The organism is Planctobacterium sp. AWM4_229 (assembly GCF_056160305.1).
Window position 1 is genome coordinate 304000 of record NZ_JBSWWX010000007.1, and the last position, 16386, is coordinate 320385.

Annotated in this window: 16 protein-coding genes; 4 read left to right on the forward strand and 12 right to left on the reverse strand. The window is 44.6% G+C overall.

Annotated features, from left to right (window positions below; translation table 11 throughout):
• The first annotated feature begins 27 nt into the window (after positions 1-27).
• The 4 genes from ACXAGP_RS17195 to yacG are packed head-to-tail and all read left to right on the forward strand — an operon-like array spanning position 28 to position 2574.
• Positions 28-918: a prepilin peptidase gene (locus ACXAGP_RS17195; RefSeq protein WP_475262787.1), complete on the forward strand. Its 891-nt coding sequence runs from the start codon at positions 28-30 to the stop codon at positions 916-918.
• The gene (coaE, locus tag ACXAGP_RS17200; RefSeq protein WP_475262788.1) at positions 915-1523 is read left to right on the forward strand and encodes a dephospho-CoA kinase; all 609 of its coding nucleotides are present in this window, start codon (positions 915-917) and stop codon (positions 1521-1523) included. Before ACXAGP_RS17195 ends, coaE begins: the two co-directional genes overlap by 4 nt.
• Positions 1524-1577: 54 nt before the next feature.
• The gene (gene zapD / locus ACXAGP_RS17205) at positions 1578-2330 is read left to right on the forward strand and encodes a cell division protein ZapD (RefSeq protein WP_475262789.1); all 753 of its coding nucleotides are present in this window, start codon (positions 1578-1580) and stop codon (positions 2328-2330) included.
• Positions 2331-2358: 28 nt separating this feature from the next.
• Positions 2359-2574: a DNA gyrase inhibitor YacG gene (yacG, locus tag ACXAGP_RS17210; protein WP_475262790.1), complete on the forward strand. Its 216-nt coding sequence runs from the start codon at positions 2359-2361 to the stop codon at positions 2572-2574.
• Positions 2575-2590: 16 nt separating this feature from the next.
• On the opposite strand, the gene ACXAGP_RS17215 is transcribed toward yacG, so the two are convergent.
• The 12 genes from ACXAGP_RS17215 to ACXAGP_RS17270 all read right to left on the reverse strand — a co-directional run bounded on the left by ACXAGP_RS17215 (position 2591) and on the right by ACXAGP_RS17270 (position 16371).
• Positions 2591-3925 (reverse strand): M23/M56 family metallopeptidase, encoded by a 1335-nt coding sequence (locus ACXAGP_RS17215; protein ID WP_475262791.1) that lies wholly within the window; start codon positions 3923-3925, stop codon positions 2591-2593.
• 1 nt (position 3926) lies between these two features.
• Positions 3927-4316 carry a BlaI/MecI/CopY family transcriptional regulator gene (locus ACXAGP_RS17220; RefSeq protein ID WP_475262792.1) on the reverse strand — a complete coding sequence of 130 codons (390 nt, stop codon included), beginning with the start codon at positions 4314-4316 and terminating at the stop codon, positions 3927-3929.
• A 126-nt stretch (positions 4317-4442) separates the two neighbouring features.
• The gene (locus ACXAGP_RS17225; protein ID WP_475262793.1) at positions 4443-5129 is read right to left on the reverse strand and encodes a hypothetical protein; all 687 of its coding nucleotides are present in this window, start codon (positions 5127-5129) and stop codon (positions 4443-4445) included.
• Positions 5130-5396: 267 nt separating this feature from the next.
• On the reverse strand, positions 5397-6491 hold the full coding sequence (locus tag ACXAGP_RS17230; protein WP_475262794.1) for a serine hydrolase domain-containing protein: 1095 nt from the start codon (positions 6489-6491) through the stop codon (positions 5397-5399).
• 297 nt (positions 6492-6788) lie between these two features.
• Entirely contained in the window at positions 6789-7181 is a 393-nt protein-coding gene (mutT, locus tag ACXAGP_RS17235; RefSeq protein WP_475262795.1) for an 8-oxo-dGTP diphosphatase MutT, read from the reverse strand.
• A 1-nt stretch (position 7182) separates the two neighbouring features.
• Entirely contained in the window at positions 7183-9882 is a 2700-nt protein-coding gene (gene secA, locus ACXAGP_RS17240) for a preprotein translocase subunit SecA (protein ID WP_475262796.1), read from the reverse strand.
• A gap of 128 nt (positions 9883-10010) precedes the next feature.
• The gene (locus tag ACXAGP_RS17245; protein ID WP_475262797.1) at positions 10011-10928 is read right to left on the reverse strand and encodes a peptidoglycan DD-metalloendopeptidase family protein; all 918 of its coding nucleotides are present in this window, start codon (positions 10926-10928) and stop codon (positions 10011-10013) included.
• Between the two features lie 261 nt (positions 10929-11189).
• On the reverse strand, positions 11190-12107 hold the full coding sequence (gene lpxC, locus ACXAGP_RS17250; RefSeq protein ID WP_475262798.1) for a UDP-3-O-acyl-N-acetylglucosamine deacetylase: 918 nt from the start codon (positions 12105-12107) through the stop codon (positions 11190-11192).
• A 128-nt stretch (positions 12108-12235) separates the two neighbouring features.
• Positions 12236-13399 carry a cell division protein FtsZ gene (ftsZ, locus tag ACXAGP_RS17255; RefSeq protein WP_475262799.1) on the reverse strand — a complete coding sequence of 388 codons (1164 nt, stop codon included), beginning with the start codon at positions 13397-13399 and terminating at the stop codon, positions 12236-12238.
• 59 nt (positions 13400-13458) lie between these two features.
• Positions 13459-14688, reverse strand: a complete 1230-nt coding sequence (gene ftsA, locus ACXAGP_RS17260) for a cell division protein FtsA (protein ID WP_475262800.1) — start codon at positions 14686-14688, stop codon at positions 13459-13461.
• A gap of 32 nt (positions 14689-14720) precedes the next feature.
• Positions 14721-15482, reverse strand: coding sequence for a cell division protein FtsQ/DivIB (locus tag ACXAGP_RS17265; protein ID WP_475262801.1), 762 nt, complete (start codon positions 15480-15482; stop codon positions 14721-14723).
• Positions 15454-16371: a D-alanine--D-alanine ligase gene (locus tag ACXAGP_RS17270; protein ID WP_475262802.1), complete on the reverse strand. Its 918-nt coding sequence runs from the start codon at positions 16369-16371 to the stop codon at positions 15454-15456. Before ACXAGP_RS17270 ends, ACXAGP_RS17265 begins: the two co-directional genes overlap by 29 nt.
• Between the last annotated feature and the right edge of the window lie 15 nt (positions 16372-16386).

A 16386-nucleotide genomic window follows, 5' to 3' on the forward strand; every position in this document is an offset into this window, starting at 1 on the left:
CTGATTGCAAAGATAAGAAGAATTTAAATGGAGCAATTGTTACTGGTATTTAACACCTGGCCTTGGGTGTTTTACGGTTTTGTATTATTTATCGGTTTAACCGTTGGCAGCTTTTTAAATGTGGTGATTTATCGTCTCCCGGTGATGATGGAAAAAGAGTTCAAGCATGCCTGCGAAAGCCATTTCGATACCCAGATTAAGAGCCATTCTGCTGCGACAACTCAAACCGAGCGATTTAACCTTGCGGTACCGGCGTCTACCTGCCCCAAATGTGGCCACAAAATCAAAGCATGGGAAAACATTCCCGTCGTAAGCTGGATTTTACTCAAAGCTAAATGCAGCCAATGCAAAACCAAGATTTCGGCTCGATATCCCACTATCGAAGCATTGACAGGGGCACTGAGTGTCGCGATGGCCGTTTATCTAGGCCCGACACTGGCACTATTTATGGCATTGATTTTTTTGTGGAGCCTCATCGCTCTGACGTTTATCGATTTGGACACCATGCTATTACCGGATCAGATCACCCTACCCCTGATGTGGTTGGGACTATTGTTGAGTCTTAATGGTACTTTCGTTACGACAGAACAAGCTATTTTAGGTGCTGCGCTGGGTTATCTGAGTCTCTGGAGTGTTTATTGGGTATTTAAACTGGTGACAGGTAAGGAAGGCATGGGGTATGGTGACTTTAAGCTGTTGGCGGCAATGGGGGCATGGACAGGCTACGCTTACCTGCCTGTCATCATTATATTATCTTCTTTTGTAGGCGCTATTATCGGCATCGCCATGATGCTGACCAAAAGAACTGAAAAAGGACAAGCCATCCCGTTTGGCCCTTATCTCGCTATTGCCGGACTCATCACCTTCTTCTTTGGCGAAAGCATTGTTAACCACTATTGGCAGTTTATTCTCTCATGAGCAACTTTATTGTTGGTTTAACAGGTGGTATTGGGTCGGGCAAAACCACGGTTTCCGACCTTTTTAATGAACAGTTTGCCATTGAAGTCGTTGATGCCGATGTCATTGCGCGTGAAGTGGTGCAACCGGGTAGTAAAGCACTTGGTGCGATAAGAGATAAATTTGGCGATAGCATTTTGTCCCAAGATGGTGGTCTGGATAGAGCACAATTGCGAAAATTAGTTTTTGCTGATACTGCACTTAAAACCTGGTTGAATGAATTACTGCACCCGCTCATTCGCGAACAAATGCAAATTCAATGTCAGCAGGCGAAATCCGATTATGTTCTTCTTTCTATCCCATTGTTGGTTGAAAACCAGCTACAACATCTGGCTGACCGCATTTTAGTGGTAGATTGCCCAGAAGAAATTCAGCTACAACGGGCAGCAAGCAGAGATGGGGTTGGAGAAGCACAAATAAAAAGTATAATGCAATCTCAGGCGAGCAGAGAGCAACGCCTTGCAATTGCCGATGACGTGATTGTAAATGACACTGACAAACCTCATTTGTTAGCAAAGGTTCAAACCTTGCATAACAAATATAAGGCGGTTGCACAGAGCATTTAGGCAATCGACTGTTTTTCACCTAAAATACGAATAACAACATACTGAGCTGGTTACATGTCGAATACTGTTTACGAATTCCCATTAAATGAGAAAGTGCGCACCTATTTGCGTCTGGAACAGTTATTCAAACAACTGCACTCTGCGCGAGATTGCTCGGAAGACTGGCAGTTTATTCATTTTTTTGACTGCTACTTTACTCTCCTTGAATTACTGGAGCGCATAGACATGCGTACAGATATTCTCAAAGACATCGATAATCACGAAAAAAATCTGCGCTTGTGGGCACAGCACCCCAAAATCGATAAAGAAGCTCTGGACCTTGCCTTGCAACGCATCCTTGAGCTGAAAGCAAAGCTGAAAAGTAGTGCCAAGATAGGTGCAGGTCTGAAAGGCGAACGATTTTTATTATCCATAAAACAACGCTTTTCCATTCCTGGCGCCACCTGTAGTTTTGATTTACCCAACTTACACTATTGGTTAAAGCAATCAGATAAGGCCATAGCCGCCGATATTGATCGCTGGATTAGCGAATTTACCCTGATTCAGCAAGCGATCGAAATTACCTTATCTTTCTTACGAGAACGCGGACGCTTTGAAGAAGTTGAAGCTGTCAAAGGGTTTTATCAAGGCGTCGCTGATGAACGCAATGATCTCATCCGCATTCACTGCGCTTCAGATGGCAATTATTATCCCACCCTAAGCGGTAACAAATATCGCTATGCGATACGTTTTATGCTGTTTGAACCCGATGAGTTGGGTCAGGTGTCGGTAGACAAAGCCATAAATTTCAAACTAGCCTGCTGCTAACTTAAATTCATCACAAGGTATATTCCTAATGAAAGTCAATTGTCCTACCTGTCAGGCTCAAATCGAGTGGTCTGAGACTAATGAACATCGCCCTTTTTGTAGTAAACGCTGCCAGCTTATCGATTTAGGTGAATGGGCGGACGAAAGCCATACCATATCCACTCCACTGTCTCAGTCTTCCAATATCAATATTGACCCGGAAGACATTGAGGAAATGCTGGCTCAGCAACAAAACCAGCACTAGAGCAAATATCTTACAACTATTTCTCCAGTACACTAAGTGGATCGATACGTCGCTCGCTTTTCAATATCTCAAGGTGTAAATGAGGTCCTGTGGCTTTTCCCGTAGCCCCCACCAAGCCAATCGTTTGTCCTTTGTAAACCTTCATACCTGGCTTTACCTTTATCTCATTGAGATGTGCGTACAAACTTTGGTAGCCGTTATCGTGGGCGAGCAAAACAACATTACCGTATTTACTGGACAGTGTTGAATTATCGGCAATGGTCACAATACCTTCAGCGACCGGTGTTACCGGTGTTCCCTCTGGCACGCCAAAATCCACGCCACCGTGCTTTCGGTAATTTCTCAAGCGCGAAACGTGACCATAAGGTGAGGTCACATTTAAATCGGCTAACGGATAAGCCCACCTTAATTTGCCATCAGCTTCTTGGGCAATACCTTCATCAAACAGGGTATTTGCCCATGTTAAACTGGTAAATAACGCCATAATTATTGCGGACAATAACAGCGTCCCAATATTTTTGTTGGGGTGCAAAATTAGCTGTAAACGACGCTTATTGTCCCTTGCATCCAACTGTCCCGCTGTAAAACAAGTCACGACATTTGCAGAGGGAGTGGATGCGACCTTGAATCCATTGAGTAACGCTCTGGCGTAATTCACTGGGGCAATATTGTGCCTTTTGATGGTGCTAAGATCGCAGCGATATTCCATTGCCCGAACAAAGCCCTTCTCCATCCGTTTGATGAAAGGGTTAAACCAGCAAACAATGGTAATCAACCGCCACAGCAATACTGATATATGATCTCGATTTTGAATGTGGCTTAGTTCATGGCACAACAACACTTGTTGTTCCGTCTGTGGAAAATCAAAAAACTGTTGTGGCACATAAATCTTGGGACGCAATAATCCCGCAACGAAAGGGGAACAATTAATCGGCAATTGGTAAACCTTGAAACCTTGCAACTGAGTTGCAATGGCGCTGTGACATAAACGCTGCAAGGCGCGGTACAGCCTTAAAAAGTGGATTATTTTTAGCGTGAATACAAACAAATATACGAGCACCAGAATAGTCATTGCCCGGGACAGATAAATGCTCCCATTATCAGTCGTAAGTGTTGCCATACCCACTTGTGTAAAAGCAGATTGGAATTCCTCTAGCAACAGTATTTCAGGAATGCTCATAACTTGAGTAAAGGCGATGGGCAAGGTGATAAAAGGCACAAGCGTTAAGCCCAATATGGTCCACCAAAGCGCTGTATTCTGCGGAGCGCGCTGAGCTAACTTATTCGCTATGAGTAACAAGAAACTACTCAAAAGCCACCAAATAATCACGTCGATAAATAGTTCAGGCATGTCAACTTGCCTCACTATTGTCATTGTCTTGATTGCTGGAGGATGACAATAGCAACTCTAATTCAGCAAGCTCTTCAGAACTCATTAATTTGCTGTCAGCAAACATGGCGACAGGCAATGGCGAGTCCAGCTCCATGATCTGTTTGGCAAAATCTTGAGCCAAAAGAGCCAACGTGGGCATTTTTTCCAGTTTGGCGCGATAGATCTTTTTATTGCCTTGCATTTCTTCTGACAGCAAACCTTTAGCGCTCATTCGCTCCAATGTCTTGCGCGTGGAGGAATAGCCCCATCCAAATCGATGACTAAGGCCATCATGGATAGCTTTCCCGGTTCTGGGCTGGCTCTGCCACAATAATTTGAGAATAGTGAGTTCTGTGGAGTTGGGTTTCATAAATCACCTAAAGTGTGACAGATGTCGCACTTTAGCAAACAGTCATGTGCGACACAAGTCGCACATATCCTCTTTAAGCTTTCCTTTCTTCAATTTCGATTATAATTACAAGCCCAAACTTAAAAATCAGCACACCATATTGACTGATTGATTCAATAATTCCTCAAGCAATGTCACGTTACCAAATTCATCTACGTGCTGCAGATTCACACCGTTGCGACCATTGCAGTCTATCCATTGCGTGAGTACTTCATAGCCGTTTTCTACTTTGCGATAGTAGTGAGCTGTCTCGAGGGAGTTAAAAATAAAATGCAGTTCAGCTGGCCTGTCAATCTCCCCCAAAAAACTCAATAGGTCCAGGTGGTTGTCGACGATTGTGGCTGTCTCACCGTAAAGTGAAGCAATGTATACATTACAAAAAATAGGATAACAACCAACGGTATAGCCATCTTCACTGTTAACCTCTTGTAAGGCCAACATTGCCGCTTCTTCAAGCTGAGCTTTAATTGCGGCATCAAACTCATGAGCCACCTCAAAATCACTGGCATCTTCTGTTTCGGCATTACTCGGTGTGTAAACTCTTACTTCGAAATAATCAGGCTGTGGGTTGAGCCTGAAATCACTAAGCGAAGTATCCAGGATGCTATCGAGCTCAGTAAAGCCTCTTTGTGTCGCTTCCACGAAGAGTAAATCGCCAGCATCGACAACAGTATCTGGCGGCGGATCAAATAGTTCTGGATCACTGGTGATATTGTCGCCACCACCACAAGCGGAAAGAATAAAGACAACGAAAATAAATATATGTCTAAACATATCAGATGCTCTCCATGCAAAAATATTAATTGAGGTAAAACGTTAAGGGACTACCCCCTGCTTTTATCAGACGCAAAAAAAAGGTTCTTTTTATTCCCTTAAAATGAAAATAAAATCATTGATTTATCATTAGAAAATGGTGTAGTGCGCAGAATGGATAAAGAAAGAGTCTTTGTATTACACAGCTAAAAGCTTATTGACAATAGCACTGTTTGCTTCGGGGAAGTCGACTTCTGATAATTCACTTAATTGTGCAAATCCTTAGTTTCAATTTTTCTCTTTTTGAATAATTAGTTCAGGTAAAACATATTTATGCAAAATATCAAAAGGCTGTTTTTGTTTGGTGAAGTTCCCTTGGTTGCTACCGGTAAAAACAATGACAGACTCCAATGAAGGAACCACAAAAATAAATTGTCCTCCATTACCCCAAGAATGAATGACTTCCAATGTCTGCTTATTCATTTGAAATTTAGACGTATACCATTGATTCGAATAGGTAGTAACAGTCTTAGGTAATCCTTCTACTAAATCAATAAAAGACCAATTAATTTGACTACCTGATTGAAAAAGCTGATTGATTGCATATTTTGATATGATCCTTTTTCCATGCCAGTCACCGCCATTCATCAATAACAGACCAAACTTCGACAAATCTCTCGGTAGAAAATAGGCATTACCTTGTCCATTGAGAAATTGACCGCTATAACTTTTAGTGAAACGGTAGTTTGTAATACCAAGCGGCTGCATTAGATACTTATCAGAAAATTCAAAAATATTCTCACGGTTTGCTCTAACCAAAGCCGAAGAAACAGACGCCGTCAATAAAAAACTATTGGCATTGCAATACTGAAACTTTGTTCCGGGTACCTCAGCCATTTCAATTTCCATTGCATACGCTAAAGGCGCTTTACCTTCATCGATACCAAACTCATGATTCGGGCCTTTCGAGCCTGGAGATTCATCACAGTTCAGTCCCGAGGTCATATTTAACAGATGAATAAGGGTAATTTTTTGTTTTCTAAGATCAGGATCTTTGAGTTTTCGAAATCGTTCAAGCAAAGGTATAATCGGTTCATCATAAGTCAACAATCCTTGGTCTATTGCGATTAGCGTTATGAGAGTAGAAATACTTTTAAATGTGGAGTGCGTTCGATGTTGCATTTCCGCTGTAAACACCCCGTAATAATGCTCTCGTACTAACTGTCCCTTGCGATAAACGAGCATCGAATCAATGCCTGTATACTTATTCGGTTTCATGTATTCGTGTGCTTCATTCAGCAGCGCAAAATCTTGTGATTCACTACTTGCTACTTGAAAGGTACTCAACAGAGTTATAACGAGGGGTATCCAAATTTTTATCATGACTAAATTCGCTCAATTACCGAAAAAAACTTCCTGCTAGCCGGACTTCTGGTCGTTAAACTCCTAGGAATAGAATATTGGAGGAAATTTTGTTGCAATGCTAAACACTCTCACAGTTAACAGGGATCCGCAATGCATTAGAAAAAATATTAACCGCCATTGAGCAGCATAAGCAAGGCACGAATTGTCCCCTACCGTATTGTCTTCCAACGCAGTATGGCTTGAAGTCAATAGGCATTTTGCCAATGTGGTAACGGCAATGGGAAAATGCACCAGCCAGCAAATAAGCGTTTTGGATTAGGAGAAGCCCAATAACTTCTCGACGATTGCAGCATTTGCCTCTGGGAACTCTACGCCAGGTAGTTGTTGAATCGGCACCCAGCGAAATTCTAAGCCTTCTTTGGATTCAGGCTCGTTATTAAACTGCACCACCAGATAAACGTCTAGTAGTACTTTTTTATCACCATAATCATGGCTGATTTGAATAAGAGGCGTTGAAGCAAGTACTTCAATGCCCACTTCTTCCTGAAGCTCTCTGGCAAGTGCTTCAGGCATGGATTCGTTGAGCTCGCGTTTACCGCCGGGGAATTCCCATTTGCCGCCCTGATGAGCTTCGCTGGCTCTGCGGGTCAGGAATACTTCCTTATCCCGCATTATTACGCCAACAGCAACTTCAACGATTTTGGTCATATCAGCTTAACTTACCGTGGCATTGCTTATACTTTTTACCTGAACCACAAGGGCAAGGATCGTTACGCCCCACTTTGGGCTGCCTGCGCGCAGCTTGTTGGCCTTGATCCTCTGCCTGATTAGGTGATTCATGCTCAAAGTTTTTCGGTGCAGCTTGTTCTTGCTGGCGACGTTTTTCTTCTACCGCATCTACATCAGATTGAGCGCGTACTTGCACTTTGCTCAAGATGCTGATCACATCAACCTTCAGTGACTCCAACATTTCGCTGAATAACTCGAAGGACTCACGCTTGTATTCCTGCTTGGGGTTTTTCTGAGCATAGCCACGCAAGTGAATACCCTGACGCAAATGATCCATCGCCGCCAGGTGCTCTTTCCAATGGCTATCCAAATTCTGCAGCATGATGGCCTTTTCAAAGTGACGTAATACTGAAGCCCCCACCTGCTCTTCTTTTTCTGCGTAAGCCGCATCAATAGCCTGGTGAATTTTCTCTCTGAGTGACTCTTCGTAAAGCTTATCGTCGTCTTCCAACCATTTAGCAATAGGCAGGTCTATCAAATAATCCGCTTTCAGACGCTCCTCAAGACCCGGTACATCCCACATCTCTTCCAGGCTCTGCGGTGGAATGTATTGGCTGATGGTATCATCAACAACATCATTGCGGATAACCTCAATAGTTTCTTTAATATCACCTTCGTCCAACAACTCGTTGCGCTGCTCGTAGATAACTTTACGTTGGTCGTTGGCCACGTCATCGAATTCCAGCAACTGCTTACGAATGTCGAAGTTACGCCCTTCAACTTTGCGCTGAGCATTTTCGATAGCTTTGGTCACCCAAGGGTGTTCAATCGCCTCTCCGCGCTCCATACCTAAGCGCTTCATCATTCCAGCCATGCGGTCTGAAGCAAAGATACGCATCAAAGGATCTTCCAGTGACAAATAGAAACGCGATGATCCAGGATCGCCCTGACGACCAGAACGTCCACGCAGCTGGTTATCTATACGGCGAGATTCGTGACGCTCGGTACCTATGATATGTAGGCCTCCGGCCTCCAGAACTTTAGCGTGTAGTTCTTTCCATTCCGCTTTAATCTTTTCCACTTTCGCAGGTTTTGGATCGTTGATGGCAGCAATCTCGGCTTGCCAGTTACCACCCAGCACAATGTCGGTACCACGACCGGCCATGTTAGTGGCAATTGTAATGGCGCCGGGTTTACCCGCTTGAGCGACGATTTCGGCTTCCTGTGCGTGAAACTTGGCGTTCAGTACTTTATGAGGAATTTTTTCTTTCTTAAGAATACGCGATAACAGCTCTGAGTTTTCAATGGAAACCGTCCCCACCAAAGCAGGCTGACCGCGTTTAACACAATCTTTGATATCTTCTACGATAGCTTCGTATTTTTCTTCCGCTGTCATGTAGATCAAATCAGCCATATCCTTACGGATCATTGGCTTATTCGTGGGAATAACCACGGTATCCAAACCATAAATATGGTTAAACTCAAACGCTTCCGTATCTGCAGTACCCGTCATACCGGATAACTTGTTGTATAAACGGAAGTAGTTCTGGAAAGTGATTGAAGCCAGGGTCTGGTTTTCATTTTGAATTTTAACGCCTTCTTTGGCTTCAACCGCCTGGTGTAAACCATCTGACCAACGACGGCCTTCCATGGTACGGCCAGTGTGCTCATCAACGATGATTATTTCGTTATCTTTAACAATGTAATCGACGTCTTTCTGGAATAACTTATGGGCACGAAGCGCAGCATTGACGTGGTGTAACAAAGAAATATTAGTGGCGCCATACAAAGACTCGTCTTCCGGCAAAATACCAATTCGATGCAGGATTTCTTCAATGTGAACCTGACCACGCTCTGTTAGATGAACTTGCTTTGATTTTTCATCAATAGTGAAATCACCGTCGCCTTCCTGTCCTTCTTCATCTTCTTTTTCCTGCTGTATCAACTCAGGAATGATGGTATTGATGCGACGATAAAGCTCTGAACTGTCCTCTGCCGGACCAGAAATGATTAACGGCGTTCGAGCTTCATCAATCAAAATCGAATCCACTTCATCGATTACGGCAAAGTTCAGTGGACGTTGGACACGCTCTTCTGGGCTGAAGGCCATGTTGTCGCGCAGATAGTCAAAACCAAACTCATTGTTGGTACCGTAAGTGATATCCGCCGCGTAGGCCTCTTTCTTTTCTGCATGGCCCATACCCGGCACGTTACAACCAACTGTCAGTCCCAAGAACTCGAATAATGGACGATTACCTTCAGCATCACGACGTGCCAGATAATCGTTTACGGTAATGATGTGCACACCTTTGCCAGACAGGGCATTCAGATAAGAGGGCAATGTCGCCGTAAGGGTTTTACCTTCACCGGTACGCATTTCAGCAATTTTACCTTGATCGAGCACCATACCGCCCAGCATCTGCACGTCAAAGTGACGCATACCATAGACGCGCTTACTGGCTTCCCGCACCAAAGCAAATGCTTCAGGCAAAAGCTCATCTAAGCTGGCTCCCTCACTCAGGCGAGTTTTGAACTCTTGGGTTTTGTCTTTGATTTGCGTCTCGGATAAGCCTTCAAACTCCAGTTCATAAGCATTAATTTGAGAAACGATTTTATTTAATTTTTTTAGCGTTCTGTCGTTGCGGCTGCCAAAAACTTTGGTGAGGATATTTGCAAACATTAACTCTTATTTCCTGATCCGGAGCCCTAATTTAGACGTCCATTACTTTTATTCAATACTTGATAAAAACAATCGGCTCTGTGAGCCGATTGTTAAAAACCTTTATTTTGATTTGCCCTTTCGGGCCGTCAATTTGCTGCTTTGCGATAGACGAATTGCAGCGGGTCCTTCTGATTGCCGTTTTTCAGCACCTCATAATGGACGTGAGCGCCAGTTGCGCGACCTGTTTGTCCCATATCAGCAATCTTTTGCCCTTTGGTGACAACGTCGCCGATTTTAACATGGATTTTTTTATTATGCCCGTAGCGAGTCACTAAACCATCGCCATGGTCAATTTCCACCAGATTTCCGTAACCGTATCTCGGACCTGCCCAAACAACCATCCCCGCCCCGGTAGCTTTCACTGGCGCGCCTTCCGCACCCGCAAAATCAATACCTTTATGCATCGCTGGCAATCCAGAAAACGGATCTTTGCGCATGCCATAATACGAAGACAACCATCCTGACTCTATTGGCCGACCAGATATGAAGCTCTCATTTTGTATATGGTGTTGCATTAGCACAGATTCAAGAGCTTGTAGCTGTTGCGATTTATTTTTCAACTGAGCCATCATTGAATCAATTTGGCTAAGCACTTCTAAAGATGAGTCAACCGTCGGCATAACCACATCATGACTGGGTCCACCAATGGGCAAGGGTTGTCCGAATTGAAATTCTTCAACGTACAAATCTGACTCTTCGGCAAGGCGTTCGCCTAAGGCATTGAGGCGCTGCAGTTCACTTTGCATCTCTCCCAACTTCAACATCATACCCGCCAGTTTTTGCTCGGTTGTTTTACGCAATTCAGATAATTCTTGCTGCTGCTCAATCAACCCCGTCTGAGTGACGGCGACGCGCTCTGCAAAACGCAGATCCGTCTCTTCTTCTGAAACCAGTACCGCAGCCAAAACGAGCCCACCAAAAAGCCCGGCAATGCCCAACTTGCGCAGGGAAACCGTTTTAATCAGCTTAATTTTCCGACTTCTGTATAAAATTGTAAGACTCATAATCGTCTGGTAGCTTTCCGGAAAGTCAATAAAGGTGCTCGTTTTCTCGTTTTGTGCCTTTGGTTAAGGCGCTCAAGAAGCAAGAAAGATAAACACACATTAATGATAAGTCAATCTTATGAAACTGCCAACGATATCCCAATCGACAGCGTTATTGCTTTATCCATTTATAGCATCGACCGTATGCTGCAAATATTGAATATTCTTATGATAACTAAAAAAGCCACCCTATAGGTGGCTCTTAAATAAAATGTCGATTTTTTAGGAGTAAGACAACCCTGGCGCTGCATACTTAATTGGCATGTCCTGGCCAGATTCGTAACTGATATATTCCCAAGCGTCGGTCTTTTGCAATAGAGCATTCAGCAATTTGTTGTTCAAACCGTGGCCAGATTTGTATGCGCGAAGCTCACCGATAATGCTATGACCGCCGAGATAAAGGTCACCTACCGCATCAAGAATCTTATGTTTTACAAATTCGTCTTTGTAGCGCAAACCTTCTTGATTAAGCACCCGATATTCATCAAGTGCAACGGCATTTTCCATGCTACCACCTAGCGCCAGATTGTTGGCATGCATGAACTCAAGATCTTTCATAAAACCAAAGGTGCGCGCACGGCTGACATCATCAATGTAAGATTCACTGCTGAAGTCCATCACCATCCTTTGGTTGGTTTGTTTGATCACAGGGTGTTCAAAATCGATGGTGAAGTCCACACGGAAACCATCATAAGGTAGAAACTCAGCCCATTTGTCTCCGTCTTCAACACGGATCTTTTTGCGTACTTTAATAAAACGCTTGGCAGCACTTTGTTCTTCAATACCGGCAGATTGCAATAAAAAGATAAACGGGCTGGCACTGCCATCCATTATTGGTAACTCATTGCTGTTGACTTCAACAATCAGGTTATCAACGCCCAATCCAGCAAGTGCAGAAGACAAATGCTCAATGGTGGAAATGCTGTGGCCTTCGTCATTGCTTAAACAAGTACAAAGCATAGTGTCCCCAACGGCATTCGCCTTAGCGGGAATATCCACATAGGGTTCAAGATCAATACGTCTGTATACCACACCAAAGTTAGCAGGAGCAGGACGGAGAGTCATCGTCACCTTCTCCCCTTTGTGCAGACCGATACCAGTCGCCGATACAGCTTGTTTGATTGTACGTTGTTTAATCATGCCCAACCTTGTATATAATTTAAGCAATATGCAAAAAAGCGGCGCGCAGTTTACCCTTTAATTGACCACAAAGTCAAATAAATGTAATAAAACTACAATTTGCAGCCAAAATGCAATGCAATCGCGAATTAATCAGCTTGTTTGCGCAAAAATGCTGGAATATCAAGATACTCCAGATCGCCGCTATCCACTTTTTCTTCCGTGATTGTGCTTACCTTTCCAGTCTCAGACATCGGTACAATGGAATCAGTTCCATTGGCTTGTAATTTAAATTCAGAAGCCTCGGCGTTTACGCGGGTACTTCTGTTGGAAACTATCGAAATCTCAGGCTTTTTCTCAGCGCCAATACCAGTGGCTACGACTGTAACACGCAGTTCATCCGCCAGGTCCATATCAATAACTGTTCCCACAACAACTGTGGCATTTTCGGAAGCAAAGGCTTTAACGGCATTACCCACAGTTTCAAACTCGTCGATGGCAAAATCAGGACCAGCGGTAATATTTACCAGAATACCGCGGGCACCTGACAAATCGATGTCTTCCAATAACGGACAAGCGATAGCAGATTCTGCAGCCTCTTCGGCGCGATCTTCACCGCGAGCGACACCACTGCCCATCATGGCCGTACCCATTTCCGACATAACCGTTCTAACGTCTGCAAAGTCGACGTTGATCAGGCCTGGACGAGTAATCAGTTCTGCAATGCCCTGCACCGCGCCACGCAACACATCGTTGGCTGCACTGAAGGCTTGTAACAGTGGAGTACCACGCCCCATCACTTTCAATAATTTTTCATTAGGGATGGTGATTAGAGAATCAACGTGCTTAGCAAGCTCTTCCATACCACCATCAGCAATAGTGCTACGCTTCTTACCTTCAAACGGGAAGGGTTTAGTTACAACCGCAACCGTTAAAATACCCATTTCTTTAGCAATTTTGGCCACTTCTGGCGCGGCTCCAGTTCCGGTACCACCGCCCATACCAGCAGTAATAAATACCATATCAGCGCCTTCAATCGCCTGCTTGATGGTTTCGCGATCTTCTTCAGCCGCTTTTTGGCCCATTTCCGGATTTGCTCCGGCACCAAGACCTTTGGTTACATTAGAGCCAATTTGTAAGGTTAAATTAGCACTGGAATTTCTTAAGACCTGGGCATCAGTATTGATGGCAATAAACTCTACGCCTTCAATAGACTGTGACACCATGTGCTCAACAGCGTTGTTGCCACCGCCGCCGACACCTATGACTTTGATGACCGCTTCTTCGTTGTGGCTATCCATCAATTCAAACATATTTTACTCTCCGATTTAGCTTGCACTTAAAAACGAACCTAGCGCATTTTGGTTCGTCGTTAAAATTCCCCTTTAAACCAACTTTGTACACGTTCCCATATGCTTTCGTTGGCACTATTTTTATTGTTTTTCTTGGTAACAACTTGTTCGCTACCATAATGTAACAAACCGACAGCGGTAGCGTAGGTGGCATCATCCACATACTCCGCCAATCCTTTCACATTCAAGGGTGTTCCTACTCTTACTGGCATTTGGAACAACTCCTCGGCAAATTCTACCGCTCCTTCCATTTTTGCGGTTCCACCGGTTAAAACAATACCGGCAGCAATCTGTTCTTCAAATCCACTGGACTTGATCTCTTCGTGTATCAGTTCGAATAATTCCTGATACCTTGGTTCAACCACTTCAGATAACGTATGTCGAGACATGGTACGAGCAGCTCGTCCACCGACACTCGGCACTTCGATGGTTTCTTCCATGCTAACCATGTCTTTCAAAGCACAGGCATAGTTAACTTTGATTTCTTCAGCGTGGCTGATAGGTGTGCGGAAAATTTTAGCGATATCGTTAGTTATCTGATTTCCGGCCACCGGAATAACCGCCGTGTGTCGGATCGCTCCGTCAGAATAGATCACCATATCGATAGTTCCACCACCGATATCCACGACGCACACGCCGAGCTCTTTCTCGTCTTCTGTGAGCACGGCATAACTCGAGGCTAATGCAGAGAATATCATCTGATCCGCTCGAAGTTCACATCTTTCTACACATTTTACCAAATTTTTTGCCATATCATCGGCACAGGTAACGATATGCGCCCGAGCTTCCATCCGAACACCGGACATACCCACCGGATTTTTAATGCCTTCTTGCACATCAATGGTGTAATCCTGAGGTAGCACATGCAGCAATTTTCGCTCAGCAGCAATAGGCACTGAGCGGGCTGCGTGGATCACATTATCAACGTCATCTTGAGTCACTTCCTGATTGTTGATGGGTACCATTCCGCTTTCATTTTGACATTTCACATGTCGTCCTGATATCGACATCAACACCGAAGAAACCTGACAATCCGCCATTAACTCAAGCTCATTAACGGCCCTTTTAACGGACTGCACCACCAGGTCCAGGTCATTCACCCCGCCTTTATCCATGCCTCTTGACGGATTCGAACCAACACCAACGATACTGATTGAACCGTCTTCTCCCAGCTCACCTACCACCGCTTTAATGTTGGCGGTTCCGATATCCAGACCTACCACTAAATTTCTGTCTGTTACTTTTGACACGATGTTTCTATTTCCTGTCACAACCTGTTAATTCAAGACGGCGTTTTATCCCGCCATCCCACCGCAAGCCCCGTATCATAACGAAGGTCCACATAGGCGACTGCCTTTTCATTCTTTAACAACAACGGATAGACATCAATAAACCGCTGTAATCTGTCTATAAATTCTGTGCGTCCGAGACGCAATTGTATGCCGTTTTCCAGTTTTAAATGCCATGCGTAGCGCTCACTTAAAGACAGCTCGGCAATCGTTAACTGGCTGCCATCTAATAAACTTTGCATGGCCTTCAATCCTTGTAATACCGTTTGCTCACTGCCACCAGGACCGAACAACGCAGGTAACGTACTTCCCTGCCATCCTGCATCAAAAACGCCACCGTATTGATTGAGCAACATGTCCTCGTTCCACCGAGCCACAGCAACTTGCTCAATCACATAGACTTTCAAGGTATCAGGCCATGACTTCCTTATCGATGCCTGATACACCCAAGGTAAACTCTCTATCGCTTGATGGGTTTCATCCACATCAATCGCAAATAAACTGACCGCGCCCTCCTGCCTGACAGCACGATTAATATCCTCCGCCGACAATTGTTGTAACTCTCCGGAAACCAACACCTGTCGCAAAGGTACTTTTTGTTCATCCTGTAACCATTGCGCTACCCATTGACCTGCAATAATTAATAATGCCAAGACAATGAGCAAAAATGCTACACCAGCGATAAACTCCGCTGAACGCCACTTTTGCGCATCTTGCTGCTCCATATCAACGGCGACACTCGCAGGTTTGTGCAATCGCCAGTACCAAATCTGTAAAACTCATGCCTGCCTGTTTTGCCGCCATTGGCACCAAACTTTTTTCCGTCATTCCGGGTACGGTATTCACTTCCAAAATAAAATAATTGCCCTGCAGATCACACATGACATCTACACGCCCCCAACCCGACGCTCCCACAGCTTTAAAAGCGCGCATGGCAATATCAGCCAGCTGCTGTTCTTCTTCTGCAGTTAAACCAGAAGGGCAATGATATTGTGTGGTATTGGTGTGGTACTTCGCCTCGTAATCATAAAAACTGTGGGGCGTTTCCATTCTGATTGAAGGCAAGGCTTTATCAGCCAGAATTGAAACCGTATATTCTTTACCGGTTACGTATTGCTCCACCAGAACTTCACGATCAAACTGCAATGCCTTAGTAATGGCGGCTTCTAACTCTTCCGCAGATTTTACTCTGGACATTCCTATGCTAGACCCTTCTAGCGCAGGTTTTACCATAATCTCATTGTTTAACTGGCTCATTACCGCCTGAGCATCGAATGCTTCAAGGGACGCTTCAGTGGCCACGTAGTAAGGTGCTGTTGGTAGTCCTTCAGACTGAAAGATACGCTTACTGCGAATCTTATCCATCGCCAAGGCCGACCCCATCACCCCACTGCCGCTGTAAGCTATCCCCAAAGACTGGAGAGCCCCCTGGATGGCGCCATCTTCACCGCCACGACCATGTAACATGATAACCACGTGCTCAACATTTTCCGATACCAACTCGGTAATCGAACGGTTAGCTGGATCAAATCGAAGTACGTTTAAACCATGCTCTTCCAGGGCATTCGCTACCGCCTCTCCGGAGCGCAGCGAAACCTCCCGTTCTGCGGAATCGCCTCCGAATAATACTGCGATTTTCGCCATTGCTCTGTTGCTCAC

Excerpts from the sequence above, each read along its gene's own strand:
- ACXAGP_RS17195 (WP_475262787.1), top strand. The coding sequence starts at position 28 with ATGGAGCAATTGTTACTGGTATTTAACACCTGGCCTTGGGTGTTTTAC.
- coaE (WP_475262788.1), top strand. The coding sequence starts at position 915 with ATGAGCAACTTTATTGTTGGTTTAACAGGTGGTATTGGGTCGGGCAAA.
- zapD (WP_475262789.1), top strand. The coding sequence starts at position 1,578 with ATGTCGAATACTGTTTACGAATTCCCATTAAATGAGAAAGTGCGCACC.
- yacG (WP_475262790.1), top strand. The coding sequence starts at position 2,359 with ATGAAAGTCAATTGTCCTACCTGTCAGGCTCAAATCGAGTGGTCTGAG.
- ACXAGP_RS17215 (WP_475262791.1), bottom strand. The coding sequence starts at position 3,925 with ATGCCTGAACTATTTATCGACGTGATTATTTGGTGGCTTTTGAGTAGT.
- ACXAGP_RS17220 (WP_475262792.1), bottom strand. The coding sequence starts at position 4,316 with ATGAAACCCAACTCCACAGAACTCACTATTCTCAAATTATTGTGGCAG.
- ACXAGP_RS17225 (WP_475262793.1), bottom strand. The coding sequence starts at position 5,129 with ATGTTTAGACATATATTTATTTTCGTTGTCTTTATTCTTTCCGCTTGT.
- ACXAGP_RS17230 (WP_475262794.1), bottom strand. The coding sequence starts at position 6,491 with ATGATAAAAATTTGGATACCCCTCGTTATAACTCTGTTGAGTACCTTT.
- mutT (WP_475262795.1), bottom strand. The coding sequence starts at position 7,181 with ATGACCAAAATCGTTGAAGTTGCTGTTGGCGTAATAATGCGGGATAAG.
- secA (WP_475262796.1), bottom strand. The coding sequence starts at position 9,882 with ATGTTTGCAAATATCCTCACCAAAGTTTTTGGCAGCCGCAACGACAGA.
- ACXAGP_RS17245 (WP_475262797.1), bottom strand. The coding sequence starts at position 10,928 with ATGAGTCTTACAATTTTATACAGAAGTCGGAAAATTAAGCTGATTAAA.
- lpxC (WP_475262798.1), bottom strand. The coding sequence starts at position 12,107 with ATGATTAAACAACGTACAATCAAACAAGCTGTATCGGCGACTGGTATC.
- ftsZ (WP_475262799.1), bottom strand. The coding sequence starts at position 13,399 with ATGTTTGAATTGATGGATAGCCACAACGAAGAAGCGGTCATCAAAGTC.
- ACXAGP_RS17270 (WP_475262802.1), bottom strand. The coding sequence starts at position 16,371 with ATGGCGAAAATCGCAGTATTATTCGGAGGCGATTCCGCAGAACGGGAG.